This window comes from Blastococcus sp. TBT05-19 (assembly GCF_003319095.1).
GTDB lineage: Bacteria > Actinomycetota > Actinomycetes > Mycobacteriales > Geodermatophilaceae > Blastococcus.
In genome coordinates, this window is record NZ_QOHI01000001.1 from 595,882 (window position 1) to 612,901 (window position 17,020).

General features: G+C 73.0%; 21 protein-coding genes. All 21 read right to left on the reverse strand.

The window, feature by feature from the left end:
• Positions 1–4 precede the first annotated feature (4 nt).
• The gene (gene fliQ, locus DQ244_RS02875; protein WP_104523809.1) at positions 5–280 is read right to left on the reverse strand and encodes a flagellar biosynthesis protein FliQ; all 276 of its coding nucleotides are present in this window, start codon (positions 278–280) and stop codon (positions 5–7) included.
• Positions 280–1,125, reverse strand: a complete 846-nt coding sequence (gene fliP / locus DQ244_RS02880) for a flagellar type III secretion system pore protein FliP (RefSeq protein WP_113809940.1) — start codon at positions 1,123–1,125, stop codon at positions 280–282. The genes fliQ and fliP overlap by 1 nt, the downstream gene beginning before the upstream one ends.
• On the reverse strand, positions 1,122–1,577 hold the full coding sequence (locus DQ244_RS02885; protein WP_113810610.1) for a flagellar biosynthetic protein FliO: 456 nt from the start codon (positions 1,575–1,577) through the stop codon (positions 1,122–1,124). Before DQ244_RS02885 ends, fliP begins: the two co-directional genes overlap by 4 nt.
• Positions 1,578–1,582: 5 nt before the next feature.
• A complete protein-coding gene (gene fliN, locus DQ244_RS02890; protein WP_113809941.1) occupies positions 1,583–2,320 on the reverse strand; it encodes a flagellar motor switch protein FliN in 738 nt (245 codons plus the stop codon).
• Positions 2,317–3,378, reverse strand: a complete 1,062-nt coding sequence (locus DQ244_RS02895; RefSeq protein ID WP_113809942.1) for a flagellar motor switch protein FliM — start codon at positions 3,376–3,378, stop codon at positions 2,317–2,319. The genes fliN and DQ244_RS02895 overlap by 4 nt, the downstream gene beginning before the upstream one ends.
• Before the next feature lie 152 nt (positions 3,379–3,530).
• Complete coding sequence (gene fliL, locus DQ244_RS02900; protein WP_113809943.1) at positions 3,531–4,025, reverse strand: flagellar basal body-associated protein FliL; 495 nt, start codon at positions 4,023–4,025, stop codon at positions 3,531–3,533.
• On the reverse strand, positions 4,022–4,921 hold the full coding sequence (locus DQ244_RS02905; RefSeq protein ID WP_113809944.1) for a flagellar motor protein MotB: 900 nt from the start codon (positions 4,919–4,921) through the stop codon (positions 4,022–4,024). Before DQ244_RS02905 ends, fliL begins: the two co-directional genes overlap by 4 nt.
• 31 nt (positions 4,922–4,952) lie before the next feature.
• Entirely contained in the window at positions 4,953–5,720 is a 768-nt protein-coding gene (locus DQ244_RS02910) for a motility protein A (RefSeq protein ID WP_199580121.1), read from the reverse strand.
• Positions 5,721–5,723: 3 nt separating this feature from the next.
• Entirely contained in the window at positions 5,724–5,993 is a 270-nt protein-coding gene (locus tag DQ244_RS02915) for a flagellar FlbD family protein (protein WP_233491132.1), read from the reverse strand.
• A 288-nt stretch (positions 5,994–6,281) separates the two neighbouring features.
• Entirely contained in the window at positions 6,282–7,544 is a 1,263-nt protein-coding gene (locus tag DQ244_RS02920; protein ID WP_113809946.1) for a flagellar hook protein FlgE, read from the reverse strand.
• Positions 7,545–7,615: 71 nt separating this feature from the next.
• Complete coding sequence (locus DQ244_RS02925) at positions 7,616–8,038, reverse strand: flagellar hook assembly protein FlgD (RefSeq protein ID WP_233491133.1); 423 nt, start codon at positions 8,036–8,038, stop codon at positions 7,616–7,618.
• A gap of 18 nt (positions 8,039–8,056) precedes the next feature.
• Positions 8,057–9,541, reverse strand: a complete 1,485-nt coding sequence (locus DQ244_RS02930; RefSeq protein ID WP_147251454.1) for a flagellar hook-length control protein FliK — start codon at positions 9,539–9,541, stop codon at positions 8,057–8,059.
• On the reverse strand, positions 9,538–10,485 hold the full coding sequence (locus DQ244_RS02935) for a transglycosylase SLT domain-containing protein (protein ID WP_113809949.1): 948 nt from the start codon (positions 10,483–10,485) through the stop codon (positions 9,538–9,540). The genes DQ244_RS02930 and DQ244_RS02935 overlap by 4 nt, the downstream gene beginning before the upstream one ends.
• A complete protein-coding gene (locus DQ244_RS02940; RefSeq protein WP_113809950.1) occupies positions 10,473–10,928 on the reverse strand; it encodes a flagellar export protein FliJ in 456 nt (151 codons plus the stop codon). The genes DQ244_RS02935 and DQ244_RS02940 overlap by 13 nt, the downstream gene beginning before the upstream one ends.
• A gap of 31 nt (positions 10,929–10,959) precedes the next feature.
• Positions 10,960–12,270 (reverse strand): FliI/YscN family ATPase, encoded by a 1,311-nt coding sequence (locus tag DQ244_RS02945; protein WP_113809951.1) that lies wholly within the window; start codon positions 12,268–12,270, stop codon positions 10,960–10,962.
• Positions 12,267–13,199: a FliH/SctL family protein gene (locus tag DQ244_RS02950; protein WP_233491134.1), complete on the reverse strand. Its 933-nt coding sequence runs from the start codon at positions 13,197–13,199 to the stop codon at positions 12,267–12,269. Before DQ244_RS02950 ends, DQ244_RS02945 begins: the two co-directional genes overlap by 4 nt.
• Positions 13,183–14,241, reverse strand: coding sequence for a flagellar motor switch protein FliG (gene fliG, locus DQ244_RS02955; RefSeq protein WP_113809952.1), 1,059 nt, complete (start codon positions 14,239–14,241; stop codon positions 13,183–13,185). The genes DQ244_RS02950 and fliG overlap by 17 nt, the downstream gene beginning before the upstream one ends.
• On the reverse strand, positions 14,238–15,830 hold the full coding sequence (gene fliF, locus DQ244_RS02960) for a flagellar basal-body MS-ring/collar protein FliF (protein WP_113809953.1): 1,593 nt from the start codon (positions 15,828–15,830) through the stop codon (positions 14,238–14,240). Before fliF ends, fliG begins: the two co-directional genes overlap by 4 nt.
• On the reverse strand, positions 15,830–16,144 hold the full coding sequence (locus tag DQ244_RS02965) for a flagellar hook-basal body complex protein FliE (protein WP_113809954.1): 315 nt from the start codon (positions 16,142–16,144) through the stop codon (positions 15,830–15,832). The genes fliF and DQ244_RS02965 overlap by 1 nt, the downstream gene beginning before the upstream one ends.
• Positions 16,144–16,548, reverse strand: a complete 405-nt coding sequence (flgC, locus tag DQ244_RS02970) for a flagellar basal body rod protein FlgC (protein ID WP_113809955.1) — start codon at positions 16,546–16,548, stop codon at positions 16,144–16,146. The genes DQ244_RS02965 and flgC overlap by 1 nt, the downstream gene beginning before the upstream one ends.
• Position 16,549: 1 nt before the next feature.
• Positions 16,550–16,897: a flagellar basal body rod protein FlgB gene (flgB, locus tag DQ244_RS02975; RefSeq protein WP_113809956.1), complete on the reverse strand. Its 348-nt coding sequence runs from the start codon at positions 16,895–16,897 to the stop codon at positions 16,550–16,552.
• Positions 16,898–17,020: the final 123 nt, after the last annotated feature.

Below are 17,020 nucleotides of genomic sequence, written 5' to 3' on the forward strand. Positions count from 1 at the left end.
GCGGCTACGTCCGGTCGAGCAGAGCCGGCAGCTGGTCGAACAGGGTCTGGGTGAAGCTGACCAGCTCGGAGAGCACCCAGTTCCCGGTGACGAGCAGGGCGAGGGAGACGGCGATCATCTTGGGGACGAAGGAGAGCGTCGCCTCCTGGATCTGCGTCGCGGCCTGGAACAGCGAGATCAGGAAGCCGACCAGCAGCGCGGTCAGCAGGATCGGGGCGGCGACCTTCGCGGCGACCATCATGGTCTGCGCCGCGATGTCGGTGACGTCGGCGTCGGACATCAGCCACCACCCCCGTAGCTACCCACCAGTGCGGTGGTGATCAGCGCCCAGCCGTCGACGACGACGAAGAGCAGCAGCTTGAAGGGCAGCGACACGATGGTCGGCGGGACCATCATCATGCCCAGGGCCATCAGGGCGGCGCTTACGAGCATGTCCAGCACCAGGAACGGGATGAAGATGACCAGCCCGATGATGAAGGCGCTCTTGAGCTCGGAGAGCACGAACGCCGGGATCAGCGTGGTCATGCTGACCTGCGTGGCGTCCGCCGGGGCCTCCTCGCCGGAGAGCCCGATCATCAGCTTCAGCTCGTCCTCGCGGGTGTTGTCGAGGAGGAACTCCCGCAGCGGCACGACGCCGGCGTCGTAGGCCTGGGAGACCGACATCGCCCCGTCCATGTAGGGCTGGACGGCGAGCTCGTTGATGTCGGAGAAGACCGGGCCCATCACGAAGAGCGTGAGGAACAGGGCGATGCCGGTCAGCACCTGGTTGGGCGGCGAGGTCGCCATGCCCAGCGCGTTCCGGGTCAGGCCCAGCACCACGATGATCTTGGTGAACGAGGTGGCCAGCAGCAGCACCGAGGGCGCCACCGACAGGACCGTGATCGCCAGGATCAAGGTGATCGAGCTGGACGGCGAACCGTCGCCGATGGAGATGTCCACGTTGCCGTCGACCGCCGGAGCGGTGGGCGCGGCGGGCGCCGTCGGGGCGGTGGGTGCGGCGGACGCGGGGTCGGCGAGCAGCACCATCGCCACGGCGGCGAGCAGCGTGAGGAGCAGGACCAGGCCGGCGCGCCGACGGGTCCGCGAGCCTGCCCCGCGGGGCAGCGGGCGCACCGGTGCCGTCATGACCGCCGCACCGTCCGCTCGCGGAGCTCGTCGACGAGCGTGCCCCAGCCGTTGCGGTCCAGGACCGATCCGGCGAGCACCCCCTCGGACGAGCGGGCGGCGCGCGGGTGCACGAGGGTCGGCGCGGGGGCCGGGGCCGGCGCGTCCTCGGCGTCGTCCTCGGTGTCCTCCTCGGCCCGGAGCCGGGCCGGACGGCGGTCGCGGATCGCCGCGTCGACCGCCTCGGGGTCCACCTCGGCGAGCAGGGTGACCTGCTCCTCGGTGGCGCCGACGACGAGCACCATGTCGGCGATCCGGACGACGTTGAGCGTGCTGGTGCGGCCCATGCGGTGGCGGGCCACGACCTCGATGAGGCCGTTGCCCTGGCCCAGGCCGCGCTTCTTGGCCAGCTTGGCGGCGAACCAGAGCACGCCGCCGATCAGGGCGAGGGACAGGAAGAGCCGGATGATCATCCAGGTCACGACGCCGCCCCGAGCTCGGCGGCGTCGGTGACGATCTCGCTGATGCGCAGGCCGAAGTCCTCGTCGACGACGACGACCTCGCCGCGGGCGATGAGCGTGCCGTTGACCAGCAGGTCGGCCGGCGCGCTGGCGGCCCGGTCGAGCTCGACGACCTCACCGGGGTGCAGCGAGAGCAGCTCCTGGACCGTCATCCGGGTGCGGCCGATCTCGACGGTGACCTCCATGGCCACGTGCCGGAGCAGCTCGAGGCTGCCGCGCTGCTCGCGGGTCGCGGGCAGGGTCACCTGCAGGGCGAAGGTGGCCTGGTGCTCGCCGTCGGCCAGCAGGGGGATCGCCACGAACATGCCCTTGTCGCGGAGCCCGTCGAGGGCCGCGACCGGCTCCTCGGTGCGCTCGGAGGCGACGCGCACGCGGCCCAGCGTGGCGGCGGCGGCCTCGAGGGCGGGGCGCAGCGCGGAGGAGACGTCCATCTGACCGACGGGGGAGTTCTCCAGCGCGTCGACGACCTCGCCCGAGACCACCAGGACGACGTCGCCGGACACCTCGCCGGACAGGCCGGCGGTGACGGCGAGCGCGGCCGCCGGGGGGAGCGGGACGGTGTCGGGGTCGCTGACCGGCGTGCCCGGCACGAGCGCGGAGGTCGAGGGGACCAGCGCGGCCGCGGCCCGGGCAGCGGCGGCGACGACCGCCGTGACGGTCTGGGAGTCCTGCGAGTCGGTGCGGGGCGCGGTCATGCGGAGTCCTTCGCGGCGTGCGGAGCGTGCGGGGTCGGGACGATCGAGGCGGCCAGTCGGCGCCGGTGGTTGCTGGCGATCGCGTAGGCGAACGTCACGTCGTTGGTGGTGACCTCCAGCGGGCTGTCCCGCGGGTGGCGGAGCAGCAGGACGTCGTCGACGGCGAGCGAGAGCAGGTCGGACGAGGACACGCTGAGCGGGGCGAAGCGGACGCTGACGTCCACCGGCACGAGGTTCAGCCGGTCGGTGAGGGCCTCGCGGGCCCGCTGGCGCTTGCGCAGCGCCTGCTCGGAGAGCTGCGGGGAGGCCGCGTTGTTCAGCGACTGCGCGAACGAGGAGAACGGCAGCACGACCGTCGCCTCGCCCTCGCGCGCGCCGACGGCCATCTCGTAGGTGGCCACCATGACGGTGTCCGAGCCGGCGGCCGCCTGGGCGAGGGCGGGGTTGTACTCCCGGCCGATGAGCACCGGCTGGATGTCGGTGATGCCGCTCAGCGAGCGGGCGAACTCGTCCAGCAGCCGCTCGAGCAGGTGGTTGGTGATGGTGGTCTCCATCGCCGTCATCGGCCGGTTGGGCTGCGCGGCGTTGCCGGAGCCGCCGAGCATGTGGTCGACCATCGACATGGCGATGTCCAGCGGGAAGGCCAGCAGGCCCTTGCCGGCCAGCGGCTCCATCGAGAACGTCGACAGGAAGCTCGGGTTGGGCAGCGTGCCGATGTAGTCGTCGTAGGCGAACTGCTCGATGCCGACCAGCTCGACCCGGGCGCCGGCGCGCAGGAACGTCGTCAGGATCGTCGTCGCCTGGCGGGCGAAGGACTCCTGGGCGATCTGCATGACCCGGACGTGCTCGCGGGAGAGCTTCGTCGGGCGGCGGAAGTCGTAGGTGCGCGCGGCGCCGCGGGCGCGGCGGCCGCCGGGCGCGGCGGGGGGTGCGGCGGCCGGGGGAGCGGCTGCGGTCGCTGCCTGCGGGGCCTCGGGGGCCGCGGGCGGAGCGGCGTCGGGAGCCGCGTCCGGGGCCGGCGCGGCGGCCGGGGCCGGTCCGGTCTCGGGGGTGGTCACAGAACCCCTCATCGGCGGTCCCCGGGGCCACCCTGACCGGTGGGGCGGGGGCGCCCGTTCCGGCCGGGGAGGGCGTGACGCGTGGGGCTCCTGATGGACGCGCAGGGGTGCCCTCCGTGAGCGGAGGGCACCCCTGCGTGGTCGGACGGGCGCTACTGGGTCACGTACTCCGTGTAGTAGATGCCCATGACGTTCTTGACGCCCTCGTCGGTCGTGTAGGCCTCGATGATCTTCTCCTGCAGCGCCTCCTTGAGCGCCTCCCGTGCGCCGACGACGTCGGCGGGCTGGGCCTGGGAGAACGTCGAGATGACGAGGTCGGCAGCCTTGGTGCCGTCCACCCCACCACCGCCGTGGCCGTCGCCGGCGGCCGCGCCCTCCGCGGTGATCTCGAGCGCGACACCGATCTTGAGGTAGCCACCGCCGGCCAGGTTCACGGCCACCGGCTCCAGGGGGAGGAACGAGCCGCTGGACACCAGCTCGGGCTCCGCCTCGGCCTCGGCCTCGCCCGAGGAGGCGAACAGGAAGAAGTAGGCGGCGCCGGCGCCGGCGAGCAGCACGACGGCCAGGATGATGAAGAGCTTCTTCTTGCCGCCCTTGGCCTCGGTCTCCTCGCCCTCGGCGGGGGCGTTCGTGTCCTTCTTGCTCATCGGTTCCCTCCCTGGTGGGCTGCGTCGATGTCCGGCAGCAGCGCGTTGGCCTCGGCGGAGGCGTCGGACAGGACGACGACGTCGACCCGTCGGTTGACGGTGAGTGCATTGGGGTCCGACACGGGCACGAGTGGCCGGGTCGAGGAGTAGCCGACGGCGGTCAGCCGCGGCTCCGGGACGCCCTCGCTCGCGAGGTAGCGCACGACGGTGGTGGCGCGGGTCGCCGAGAGCTCCCAGTTCGACGGCCACGGGCCGCCGCGGCTCACCGGCAGGTGGTTCGCGTGGCCTTCGACCCCGATGGCGTTGGGCAGCTCGGTCACGGCGGGTGCGACGGCGGCCAGGATCTCGCGGCCCTCCGGCCGCAGCACGGCCTCCTCGGCGTCGAACAGCACCTGGTCGGCGACGATGTGCACGACGAGACCGCGCTCGTCGATCTCGTACCGGGCCGCACCGGCGTAGCCGGCGGCGGTCAGGGCCGCCTCGATCTTGTCGCGTGCGGCGGCGAGCTCGTCGTAGGCCTCCTCCGCCTCCGCGGCGATGTTCTCCGCCCGCTGGACGGCGGCGGCAGCGGCGGCCTTGTCGATCTGGGCCTGCTCCACCGTCGGGTCCGGGGGGATCGCCGAGGCGATGTCGATGACGCCGGGGAGGCCGTCGAGCACGGAGCCGTCCGGGGTGGGAGCCGGCTGCACGGTGACCGGCCCGCCGAAGGCCTCGGCCATGCCCTTGGCCAGCGCGGCGAACTTCTGCTCGTCGACCTTGCTCATCGCGTAGAGGACGACGAAGAGGACGAACAGCAGGGTCATCATGTCGAAGCCCGACACGAGCCACCGCTCGTGGTTCTCGTGCTCTTCGTGCTCCTCGTGCTTCTTGCGGCGGCGGCCGTGCCCGGCGCTCACGCGGAGCCTCCGGGCGCGGGGGCCGGCGCGGTCACGCCGCCTCCTTGACGGATCCCGGCGGCACGAGCGAGGTCAGCTTGAGCCGGACGGCGCGCGGGCTGGTGCCGGCCTGGATCTCGGTGATGCCCTCGACGAGCAGCTCCATCTGGGCGGCCTGGAGCTCGCTGACCCGGAGGATCTTGGCGCCCATCGGCAGGAACCAGAAGTTGGCCGCCATGACGCCCCACAGCGTGGCGATGAAGGCCGCGGAGACCATGGGGCCGAGCGCCTCGGGGTTGGACAGGTTCCCCATCACGTTCATCAGGCCGACGATGCAGCCCAGGATGCCGATGGTCGGCGCGTAGCCGCCCATGTTGTTCATGAACTTGGCGGCGACCTTGTCCTGGGCCTTCTTGGCGGCGATCTCGCTCTCGAGGACGGCGCGCAGCTCCTCGGGGTCGGTGCCGTCGATGCCCATCTGCAGGCCGCGGCGGAGGAACTCGTCCTCGATCTGCTTGACCTGGGCCTCCAGCGCGAGCAGGCCCTCCTTGCGGGCCTTCTCGGCGAGGCTGACCAGCGTCTGGATCTGGTCGGTCGGCGGCGGCACCTTCGCCGGCATGACGGCCATCTTGAACCAGCTGCCGACCTTCTTGAGGTCGTCCATCGTCTGGCTCGCCGCCGCCGCGCCGAAGGTGGCGATGACGACCAGGACGATCGCCGGCAGGAAGATCAGCGACGTCGGGTCCGCGCCTTCGAGGATCATGAAGACCACGAGGGCCACCAGGGAGATGGCGAACCCGATCAGGGTGGCGGGATCCACGGATCAGCGCTCCTCTCGGCTCGGGAAGGGCAGCACGGAGGAGTCGGAGACGGGCTCGGCCACGGCGAGCGGGTAGGTCCGGCGGTCCATCTCGTAGGAGAGGGCGAGGATGCCGGCGCGGTACTCGCGGATCTCCTGCAGGACCTCGTCCACGCTCTCCTTGAGCAGGTACTTCGTGCCGTCGACGAGGAAGGCGACCGTGTCGGGGTGCCCCTCGACCTTCTCGATCAGGTCGGGGTTCAGCGCGAAGTGGTCGCCGTTCAGGCGCGTCACACGGATCACGGTGGGTCCTCTTGCTCGGTGGGTGCCCGGGATCGGGCGGGAACGGCACTTCTGTCATCGGCCCGCGGACGGCCTTCCTTGAGCCGAACGGGCTGGCCGGAGGCCTGTCGGGGGGCGCCGCGACGGACGGCCCGGCCACCCTCGAGGGCGACCGGGCCATCCGCGGTGACCTGCTGGAACGGCCTCTTTCCAGAGGCCCCTGGTGCCGTGCTGGAACGGCCTCTTTCCAGGGGCCCGCCGCGAGCGGAGCGAGCGGTGGGGAGGAAAGAGGTCCTTCACTCAGCGCTTGAGGTTGACCAGGTCCTGGAGGAGCTCGTCGGAGGCGGTGATGACGCGGCTGTTCGCCTGGAAGCCGCGCTGGGCGATGATCAGCCCGGTGAACTCCTCGCTGAGGTCGACGTTCGACATCTCCAGCGCGCCGGCGTTGAGCACGCCCCGGCCACCGATGCCGGCCTGGCCGATCATCGCGACGCCGGAGTTGTCCCCGACGCGGAAGGACGAGTTGCCGGCCTTCTCGAGCCCGCTCGGGTTGTTGAACGACGCGAGGGCCAGCTGGCCCAGCGCCTTCCGCTCCCCGTTGGAGTAGATGCCGGTGATCCGGCCGTCGTTCCCGAGGGTGAACGACTGCAGCGTCCCGAGGGCGAAGCCGTCCTGCTCGGTGGCGGTGATGGTGTTCGCGCCGCCGAACTGGCTGACCTTGGTGAGGTCGATGGTCACCGGGCCCGGCCAGGCCGGGAAGACGGCGGGGTCGGGCGTGAACTGGGTCTGCCCGAGCAGCGGCGTGGTCGGCGCCTCGATCGCACCGGTCGCGTCGTTGAACGACACGGCGACCCCACCCGGAGGGGTGAACGTGACCGGCGTGGCCGGGGCGGGCCGCGGACCGGTGATCACCAGGTTCCACTCGTTGTCGGCGGTCTTGGTCATCGTGTAGACGACGTCCTGCGGGACACCGAGGTCGTCGAACATCTGGATCTTGCTCTGCACCACGGCGCCGACCGCGGCGTCCGAGGGCAGGTTGCCCTGGAGGACGCCGGAGGTGGAGGCGGACGGAGCGGTGGTCTGGCCGTAGGGCACCGAGAGGTCGTTGATCGGGTTGTTCGGGTTGATGGTCCCGTCGGCCTCGGCGAGCCAGCCCTGCAGGATCGAGCCGTCGGGGGTGACCAGCTTGCCCGACGCGTCGAAGTCGAAGGAGCCGGCGCGGGTGAACAGCTGCTGGTCACCGGCGCCGCGGGTGACGAAGAAGCCGTCGCCCTCGATCATGAAGTCCGTCGAGCGTCCCGTGGCCTGGGCCGCACCGTTGGTCCAGTTGGTCGTGATGCCGGCGAGCTTCACGCCCAGACCGATCTGCGCCGGGTTCGTGCCACCGCGGTCCTCGGCCGGCTGGCCACCCGCGCGGACGACCTGCGACAGCGTGTCCTGGAAGACCGTGGCGCTGCTCTTGAAGCCGACGGTGTTGACGTTGGCGATGTTGTTGCCGGTGACGTCCATCTTGGTCTGGTGGGCACGCAGACCGGAGATGGCGGAGAACATGGAACGCAGCATCGGGGGACTCCTCCGAGGTGATCAGGGATGGGGGCGCGGGTCAGCGCCGTGGCGGGTGGTGGGCCTCGGGCTCAGCGCTTGCCGACGTCGGTGATCCGGCCGAGGGGCACGGCGACGCCTCCGACGGTCGCCACGGCGTCGGCCTTGTCGGTGCCGAGTCGCACCGAGCTCACGACCCCGGTCTTCGGGGCCCCGCTCTCGTCGGTGTAGGTGACGGTCTGGCCGACCATCGCTCCGGCGCTGCTGGAGCGCTGCAGGGCCAGCATCGAGGCGTTCTGCTTGGCGAGCTCCTCGAGCTTCTCCACCTGGCTGAAGGTCGCGGTCTGCGCCATGAGCTGGTTGGTGTCGGCAGGATTGCTCGGGTCCTGGTACTTCATCTGCGCGACCAGCAGCTTGAGGAAGGTGTCCTTCCCCATCTGGTCGCCGCGGTCGACGCTGGCCTTGGCCGTGTAGGTCGCCCCGGAGGGAACGGTGCCGCTCACTGCGTCCGGCATGGCTCGTCGGCCTCCTTCTCAGACACGCACGTCCACGCCGGACGACGTGGATCCGCTGGGCGGCTGGGCTCGCCCATCTCCGCTATCGGCAGGCCGACCCCATGACCGTGACCGTTCGCCGGGCTGGTTCTGCTGCGACCCGCGGTCGGCGGAGCCCTGCTGGGACTCCCGCTGGGCCTGCTGCTCGGCCGCGTGCCTGGCCAGCCACGAGCCGCCGGAGTCCGCGTCGACCTCCACGCGGGACGGGCTGAGCCCGGCCGCCTCGAGGTCACGGCGCAGCTCGGGGAGGGCGTCGAGGAGGGCCATGCGGCCCTGCTCGTGGGCGCCGCGCAGCTGCAGGTCGAGGGAGCCCTGGGCCACCGTCACCTGGACCTCGACCGGGCCGAGGTTCTCGGGGGTCAGGACGAGCGTCATGGTGTGCGACCCGTCGCCGGCAGCGCTCAGCACGGCGACGTGCCGGGCGACCTGGCCCGCGACGGGCGGGGCCGCGGTGGGCGCGGAGGGAGCGGCAGCAGCCGTCACGGGGGCTGCCGCCGTGGTGCCGCCGGCCGCCGGGGCGAGCCCCGCGGCCGGGGTCACGACGGGGTCGGTCCCGGACGACTGCTCCGCGGGCGCGGCGGCCGCGACGGCTCCGGTCCCCGCGCGCGGGGCGTCGTCGCCACCGGCACCGGCACCGGCACCGGCACCGGTGCCGCCGGCCGGCACGGGCGGCACGGGCGCACCGGTGGCCGGGGCCACGGCGGTCGGGCCGTCGGCCGGCGCAGCGGTGCCCGGGCCGCCGGAGGTGGCGGTCGGAACGGGCGCGGGGGCCGTGGCGGTCGTCGGCGTGCCGGTCGTCGCCGTGCCGGTCGTCGGGGTGGTGACGACGGCGAGCTCGACCGGGACCGGCGACCCCTGGCCGGCGGACGGGGGCTGCACGGTGGTCGCCGGAGCAGTGGCCGTGGTGGGCGTCGTCGCGGCGGGCGGCGGAGCCGGCACCGAGGTGGGGGTGGACGGGACGCCGGTGGTGCCACCGGGCGCACCGGCGTCTCCCGGTGCCGCGCTCACGACGGCGCCGGCGAGGGCGGAGGAGGCGGAGGCGACGGCGAGCGCGCGGGCGGAGGCCACCTCGGCGGCCACGGCCGCCCCGGGGGCGGCGCCCGCCTTGCCGGGGGCGCCCTCGCCCGCCGCGACCGCGGCGACCGCCGCTGCGCCGGCTCCTGCGGGAGCGGCGCCGCCGAGCGTCAGGGCCCAGAGGGCAGCCGCCACGCCCGCGGCCGCGGCCTCGGCGGCCGGCGCGGCCGGGTTCTCCCCGGCGGGCACGGGCTCCTCGCCGGTCGCGGCGTCACCGGACTTCTGCCGGCCGTTGCCGGAGGTCGCATCCCGCACGGGGCCCTGGCTCCCGGCCAGCGCCCCGTCGAGCGCGGAGGCGAAGGGCGCCGCGCTGTCGGCGGACCCGCCGTCGGAGGTGGAGGTGGAGGTGGCGCGCGCGGCCGGCGCGGCCACGCTCACGGGAGCGGTCATCGGTAAGCCTCTGCCTTGCTCATCACGGAGCGGACGTAGTTCTGGGTCTCGGAGTAGGGCGGGACGCCCCCGTACCGGCTGACCGTCCCCGGCCCGGCGTTGTAGGCCGCCAGGGCCAGCTCGGTGGAGCCGAACTGCTTGGTCAGGCTGCTCAGGTACTTCGCCGCGCCGTCGATGGCCGAGGCCGGGTCCATCGCGTCGACGCCGAGGCCCTTCGCGGTGGCCGGCATGAACTGCATGAGGCCCTGCGCCCCGGCCGGGGAGACGGCAGAGGTGTTGAAGTTCGACTCCTGCTTGGCGACGGCGGCCAGCAGCGAGGGGTCGACGCCGTGCTTGGTGGCGGCCCGGCTGAACAGGTCGGCGTAGGGGACGCCGGCCAGCGCGCCACCGGAGGCGGCGGGAGCGGCGGCGGCCGCCTCGGGCAGGACGCGCCGGATCACCGCGGGGTTGCCGACCGCCTGCATCTTCACCTGCTCGCCGGGCTGCGGGGCGGCGATCATCTGACCGTTGCCGACGTAGATGCCGACGTGGTCGATGCCCGCGCGCGAGCTGGAGTGGTCGAAGAAGACCAGGTCGCCCGGGCGGGCCTGGTCCAGGGAGGCGACCGGCTTGCCCGCGGTGGCCTGCTGGGAAGAGGTGCGCGGCAGGTCGATGCCGAGGTTGCCGAAGACCAGCTTGGTGAAGCCGGAGCAGTCCAGGCCCTTGTTGGGGTCGGTGCCGCCCCACAGGTACGGGACGCCGATGTACTTCTGCGCCTCGCTGACCACCGCGGCCTCCGAGGCGGTGCCCGCGGAGCCGGTGGCGTAGCCGGCGGTCGACGTCCCGGTCAGACCAGCGGCGCTGGCGGCCGACGCCCAGCTCGCCGAGCTCGTCCGGCTGGGCGTGGCGGCGAAGCGGGCCTGGATCTCGCCGATGCGTGCCTGGACCGCGCTCAGTCCGTCCATGCCGGCTCCTCCCCGGTCGAGGACGCGCGACCTGCGCGTCCGGTGACCAGGTCATCGGCAGCCCGCTCCTCCGACATGTCCATCGCGTGCTGCTGGGCCTCCCGGTGCCGTTCGGCCAGCCGCTCCAGCGCCTTGGTCCGCTGGGCGGCGGCGGTCCACTGCGCCCGCACGGCCTCGGCCTGCTCGGCCTGGGCGATCGCGAGCGACCGGGCCTCGGAGGCGTCGGTGGCCGCGGTGCGCAGCAGCACCATGGCGGCCACGAACGTGCCGGCCGGCAGCGACCGCGGCATGGGGGAGTCGCGGAGCGCCGCCTCGTACTCGGTGGCGCGCCGGTCGGCGTCGGCCGCCGCGTTCATGGCGGCGGCCGCGGCTGCCGCCGCGGCCCGCTCCTCGGTGCGCCGGAGCTCCAGGACCGGCTGCAGCCGGAACCTGCCCCGCTTCACGCTGCGCCCCCGCGCGTCTCCGCAGGAGTCGTCATGCGCTCCTCACGATCCGCTGCAGCCAGCCCCACGCCTCGTCGGCCGAGGTCGACTCACCGAGCGGCTGCTGCAGGAACGCGTCGATCTGCGGGGCCAGCACCCGGGCGCGGTCGACCAGGGGGTCGCTGCCGGCCTGGTAGGCGCCGATCTCGATGAGCTCGCGCACGTCGCGCAGGGCCCCCATGAGACGGCGCACCTCGCGGGCGTCGGTCATCCGGGCGGGGGGCACGACCGCGCCGGCGACGCGGGAGATGGACTCCAGCACGTCGATGGCCGGGAAGTGGCCGGTGGTGGCCAGCTTGCGGGTGAGCACGATGTGCCCGTCGAGGATGGAGCGGGCGGTGTCCGCGATCGGCTCGTTGTGGTCGTCGCCCTCGACCAGGACGGTGTACAGACCCGTGATCGAGCCGACCGCGCCGGTGCCCGCCTTCTCCAGCAGCTGCGGCATCATCGCGAAGACGCTCGGCGGGTAGCCGCGGGTGGCCGGCGGCTCGCCCGCGGACAGGCCCACCTCGCGCTGGGCCATGGCGGTGCGGGTGATCGAGTCCATGAGCAGCAGGACGTCGCGGCCCTCGTCGCGGAAGGCCTCGGCGATCCGGGTGGCCACGAAGGCGGCCTTGAGCCGCACCAGCGGCGGCTCGTCGGAGGTGGCGACGACGACGACCGTGCGGGCCATCCCCTCGGCGCCGAGGTTCTCCTCGATGAACTCGCGGACCTCGCGGCCTCGCTCGCCGATCAGGCCGATGACGCGGACGTCGGCGTCGGTACCGCGGGTGATCTGGGCCATGAGGCTGGACTTGCCGACGCCGGACCCGGCGAAGATCCCCAGGCGCTGGCCCTTGCCGCAGGGCACGAGGGTGTCCAGGGCGCGGACGCCGAAGGTGAGCGGCTCCTCGACACGGGTGCGTGAGAGGGCGTGGGGGGTCTCGGTCTCCAGGTCCACCCAGGAGACCCGGCTGCCCAGCGGCGGACCGCCGTCGACCGGGCGGCCGAGACCGTCCAGGACGCGGCCGAGCAGGGCCTGGCCGACCGGCACCTGGAGCGGGCGGCCGGTGGCGCGCACGGGGGCGCCGGCGTGCACGCCCGAGAGGCCGCCCAGCGGCATGCAGGTGAGCCGGTCGCGGCCGACGGCGACGACCTCGGCCAGCAGCGGCCGGTCGGTGGGGTTGATCTCCACGAGGTCGCCCACGGCGGCGCTGACGCCGTCGACGCTGAGCGTGAGGCCCATCGCGCCGGTGACCGAGCCGGTGACCTGCGGACGGGCCGCGGCACGGGCGCGCTCCAGGATCGTGGGGGACACCGTCACGAGCTGAGCACCGCCTGGACGCGGGCCAGAGCGGAGCTCAGCTGCGCGTCGATCCGGCGCGGACCGCTCTCCGCGACCGCGCCGGCCCGCTCGACCGACAGGTCGGGGACGACGCGGATGCTGTCGGGAAGCTCGGCGAGCGCGTCGGCGGGCAGCTCGGCGAGGTCGTCGGGGTGCAGCCGCACGACGGCGGGGGCGTCGGCCGGGCAGAGGGACAGCGCCCGCCGGACGGCGTCCATGACCGGGTCGGTCGCGAGGGCCAGCTCGCGACCGAGCAGCTCCTCGACCAGGGTGAGCACCGAGCCGATGATCGAGTCGCGGATGTCGTCGGCGACCGGGACGGCCGACTCCTCCAGCCCGCGGGCGGCCGCACCGAGCGCGGCGGTCGCGGACACCAGCCGGCGCTCCCAGCGGGCCTGCACCTCGGCGAGCCGCTCCTGGGCGGCCCGCTCGGCCTCTGCCACGACGGACTCGGCGGCTGTCAGACCCTCGGCGTGGCCGGCGGCGAAGCCCTCGGCGTGCGCGCGGGCGCGCAGTCGCTCCAGCTCCTCGGCGTAGACGTCCCCGAGCCGGAACGACGGCTTGCCGCCGGCGACCGGCTGGTCCTCCGCGCGGCGCACCGCGGTGCGCCGCTCCGCGGGGACCGCCTGCACCGCGACGGCACCGTCCGCGGCGCGGACGATCGACGACGAGCGGTGCGGTGCCGGTGAAGCCGGGGCGGCGGCGGGATCCGCGGCCGGCCAGACCTGGGTGCGCGGCGCCGCGGCGACGGGCAGGTCCTCGATGGCCGGCCGGGCGGCCGGCACGGCGACGGGTGCGGCCGGAGCGGCAGCCGCCGCCTGGGCCCGCTCGGCCATGACCTCGCGGTACGGCCGGGCCTGCGCGGCGGATCCGCCGCGCAGGACCGCGCCCTCACGCAACGAAGTCATCCTCGCCGCCGCGCGAGATGGTCAGGACACCCTGCTCCTCCAGCGTGCGGATGACGCCGACGACCTTGGCCTGCGCCTCCTCGACGGTGCGGGTGCGCACCGGGCCGAGCAGCTCGATCTCCTCGGCGAGGTTCTCGGCGGCACGCTCGGAGAGGTTGCGCTGCACCTTGTCGCGGACGTCGGGCCGGACACCCTTGAGGGCGGTGGCCAGGTCGTTGGCCTCGACCTCGCGCAGCACCAGCTGCAGGGAGCGGTCGTCGATCGTGACGATGTCCTCGAAGACGAACATCTGCGCGCGGACGGCCTCGGCCAGCTCCGGGTCGCTGTTGTCCAGCCACTCGAGGATGGAGCGCTCGGTGGGCCGCGGCGAGCGGTTGATGATCTCGACGAGGGTCTCGACGCCACCGACGGTGGTCATGTCCTGGTGCGCCAGGATCGAGCCCATCCGGCGGCCGAGCTCCTCCTCCACCAGGCGGACCATCTCCGGGGAGGTGCGGTCCATGGTGGCGATGCGGTGGGCGACCTCGGCCTGCTGCTCGGGCACGAAGCCCGAGAGCACCTCGGCCGACTGCGCGGCGGTCAGGTGGGCCAGCACCAGCGCGATGACCTGCGGGTGCTCGTCCTTGAGGAAGGTGACCAGCTGGCGGACGTCGGCGTTGCGCAGCGAGGCGAACGGCACCTCGGTGTAGACGACGTTGAGCCGGGAGAGGATGCCCTCGGCCTTGTCCTGCCCGAGGCCGGCCGCGAGGATCTCGCGGGCGAACTCGACACCGCCGCGGCCGACGAACTGCTGGGCGGTCATCAGGCCGTGGAACTCGCGCATGACGCCGTCGACGTCGTCGAGGTCCACCGAGCCGAGCTTCATCAGCTCGCGGGTGAGCGCCTCGACCTCGCGCGGGCGCAGCTGGGCCAGCAGGACGCCGGCCTCCTCCTTGCTCATCTGGGCGAGGAAGACGGCGGCCTTGCGCAGGCCGGGCAGCTCGGGCTTGGCCGGGACCGCGACGGCGGCGGGCGCGGCGGTGGGGATGCTCGCGAGGGTCATGACTTGCTCTCGCTCAGCCAGCCGCGCAGCATCGCCGCGACCTCGTCCGGACGCTCGCTGACCATCGACGAGATCTCCCCTCGCACCTTGGCGCGCTCGGCGGCTTCCAGCTCCAGCTGGGCGTCGGTGGGCTCGGGCTCGTCGCGGATGCTGGACACCCGGAGGCGGTCCAGCTCGGCGAGCATGTCGTCGTCGAGCTCGAGCGGCTCGTAGTCCTCCTCGACGTCCCGGTTGCGGCGCGAGCGCAGCCACACGACCAGGACGACGAGGGCGATGCCGGCCGCGATCCCACCGGTGCGGATCATCGACCACATCTGCTCGCTGGCCTCGGCCTCCCGCGCGGCCTCCATCGCCTCGGCGGCGTTGGTGGCGGCGGTGTCGTCGAAGGGCATCGAGGCGACCGTGATGTCGTCGCCGCGGGCCGGGTCCAGGCCGACGGCGGTGGTCATCAGGTTGGTCATCTGCTGCTGGTTCAGGTTGCCGGCGACGGCATCGTTCATCACGACGGACACGGTCAGCCGGTTGAGGGCACCCGGGGCGCCCTCGGTGACCTCGACGGTCTCCCCGACGGCGTTGTTCGCCGTCGTGGACTCCTTCTCGTAGGTCGAGTTCCCGCCGCCGGCGTTGGCCCCCGCGTCGGGCATGTTCTCCGGCCCGAGGATGCCGCCCACGGGGGCACCGGTGCCGGTGTAGCGCTCGGTGTCGGTCTGCTCCGACACCGGCGGGACGGCCTCGTCGTAGTTGTAGGTCTTCGAGGTGGTGTTGCGCTTGGAGAGGTCGACGTCGGCGCGCACCGAGACGACGCTGTTGCCCGGGCCGACGACCGAGTCGAGGATCTTCTGCGCGCTGGCGGCGAGGCGGTTCTCGTACTCCTGCTCCACCTGGGAGCGCGCGTCGCCGGCGGCGGCGGTGATGCCGGCGCCGGGGGAGGAGAGCACCTGGCCGGTCGAGTCGGCGACGGTGACCTGCTCGGGGGTCATGTCCTGGACGCTGGAGGAGACCAGGTTGGTGACCGCCTGGATCTGCTCGCCGCTGAGCTGCGTCCCGGGGGAGAGGTCGAGCAGCACCGAGGCGGTGGGCTGGGCCTTGTCCCGGACGAAGACCTCGTCCTCGGGCAGCGCGACCTTGACGATCGCGGAGTTCACGCCGGCCAGGGCCTCGAGGGTCTTGGAGAGCTCGCCCTCCAGCGCCCGCTGGTAGGTGACCTGCTGCTGGAACTCGCTGGTGGTGATGCCCTGCTCGTCGAGCAGCGCGTACCCGGTGTCCTGGCCGGCCGGCAGGCCCTTGCCGCTCATCGACAGGCGCAGGTCGTAGACCGCGTCCTTGGCGACCATGATCGTGCCGCCGCCGTCGGCGAGCTCGTAGGCGACGCCCTGGGCGTTGAGCTCCTCCACGATGGCGGAGGCGTCGCTCGCGGCGAGGTTGGAGAACAGCGGGGCCTGGGTGGGGGCGGTGATCCAGCTGTAGAAGAAGAACCCGCCGAGCGTCAGCCCGACGAGCAGCAGGCCGATGACGACCTTCTGCCCCAGGCTGACGGTGGCGAACGTGGAGCGGGCACGCTCCAGCGTCCCGGCGAGTGCCGACTTCATCAGATCTGCATCCTCATGATCTCGTTGAAGGCCGCCACGGCCTGGTTCTTGATGGTCACGACCATCTCGGTCGCCACGCCGGACTCAGCGCTGGCGATCATGTAGTCGTGCACGTCCTTGAGGTCGCCGGTGGCGGCCTGGACGGCCAGGTCGGAGGTGACCGACTGCTTGGCCTGCAGGGCGTCGAAGGTGGAGGCCAGGACGGCGGCGAAGCCGTCGGTCGCCTCGGTGGCGGTGGTGCCGCGGGTGCTGCCGGCGACGCCGGTGACGGCGCCGACACCCACCGGCGGGATACCGCCGATCGGGAAGGTCATCAGCGCTTGCCGAGCTGGAGCGCGGCCTGGTAGGCGCTGGTGGCCCGCTCGACGACGGCGAGGTTGGCCTGGTAGCCGCGCTGCGCCATCATCATGTGGGACATCTGGTCGCCCAGGTCGATGTCGGGGTACTTCACGTAGCCCTCGGCGTCGGCGAGCGGGTGCTCGGGCTCGTAGACCATCCGGCCCTCGGGGTTGCCGAACTCCGCCCGCGCGACGCGCACGCCGCCCTCGCCGGACCCGTAGTCGACCGCCTGGGCGACGACGAGCCGCTCCTGGAAGGCGTCCTCGTCGGTCCGGGTGACGGTGTTGATGTTCGCGATGTTGTCGGCCGTGGCGTCGAGCCACTTCCGGTGCGTCATCAGGCCCGACTGCGAGATGCTCAGTGCCTGGAACATGCTCATGTCAGCTCGTCCTCATCGCCGTGCGCATCGAGTTGTACTTCCCGTCGAGCGCGTTGAGTGCCAACTGGTAGCGGAGCCCGGTCTCGGTCGCGATGACGGTCTCGGCGTCGAGGTTGACGTTGTTGCCGTTGGTGTTGGTCGGCTCCAGCGAGCGGACGGTCGAACCGCCCGACACCGTCGGGAGCTGACCGCTGCTGACGGCCCCGCGCAACGACGTCTCGAAGTCGGTCCGCCCCGCCAGGAAGCCCGGGGTGTTGACGTTCGCGATGTTGTCGGCGGTCACCCGCTGCCGCTGGGCGAGCCCGGCCAGTGCCGCCTTCAGCACCGTCGACGTGGCGTCGGCGATCATCGAGCGGCGGACCGGCAGTTGGAGAAGGACACGATCGACCTCCGGGGTAGGCGGAAGAGCACTCGCGAGCGAGTGCGGGGCCGCCGATCCGTGGCGAAGGTGTTGCTCTCCGTGCAAGTCCTT

Coding starts and splice junctions, on each gene's coding strand:
- fliQ (WP_104523809.1), bottom strand. CDS start 280: ATGTCCGACGCCGACGTCACCGACATCGCGGCGCAGACCATGATGGTC.
- fliP (WP_113809940.1), bottom strand. CDS start 1,125: ATGACGGCACCGGTGCGCCCGCTGCCCCGCGGGGCAGGCTCGCGGACC.
- DQ244_RS02885 (WP_113810610.1), bottom strand. CDS start 1,577: ATGATCATCCGGCTCTTCCTGTCCCTCGCCCTGATCGGCGGCGTGCTC.
- fliN (WP_113809941.1), bottom strand. CDS start 2,320: ATGACCGCGCCCCGCACCGACTCGCAGGACTCCCAGACCGTCACGGCG.
- fliL (WP_113809943.1), bottom strand. CDS start 4,025: ATGAGCAAGAAGGACACGAACGCCCCCGCCGAGGGCGAGGAGACCGAG.
- DQ244_RS02920 (WP_113809946.1), bottom strand. CDS start 7,544: ATGCTGCGTTCCATGTTCTCCGCCATCTCCGGTCTGCGTGCCCACCAG.
- DQ244_RS02925 (WP_233491133.1), bottom strand. CDS start 8,038: ATGCCGGACGCAGTGAGCGGCACCGTTCCCTCCGGGGCGACCTACACG.
- DQ244_RS02930 (WP_147251454.1), bottom strand. CDS start 9,541: ATGACCGCTCCCGTGAGCGTGGCCGCGCCGGCCGCGCGCGCCACCTCC.
- DQ244_RS02935 (WP_113809949.1), bottom strand. CDS start 10,485: ATGGACGGACTGAGCGCGGTCCAGGCACGCATCGGCGAGATCCAGGCC.
- DQ244_RS02950 (WP_233491134.1), bottom strand. CDS start 13,199: ATGACTTCGTTGCGTGAGGGCGCGGTCCTGCGCGGCGGATCCGCCGCG.
- fliG (WP_113809952.1), bottom strand. CDS start 14,241: ATGACCCTCGCGAGCATCCCCACCGCCGCGCCCGCCGCCGTCGCGGTC.
- fliF (WP_113809953.1), bottom strand. CDS start 15,830: ATGAAGTCGGCACTCGCCGGGACGCTGGAGCGTGCCCGCTCCACGTTC.
- DQ244_RS02965 (WP_113809954.1), bottom strand. CDS start 16,144: ATGACCTTCCCGATCGGCGGTATCCCGCCGGTGGGTGTCGGCGCCGTC.
- flgC (WP_113809955.1), bottom strand. CDS start 16,548: ATGAGCATGTTCCAGGCACTGAGCATCTCGCAGTCGGGCCTGATGACG.
- flgB (WP_113809956.1), bottom strand. CDS start 16,897: ATGATCGCCGACGCCACGTCGACGGTGCTGAAGGCGGCACTGGCCGGG.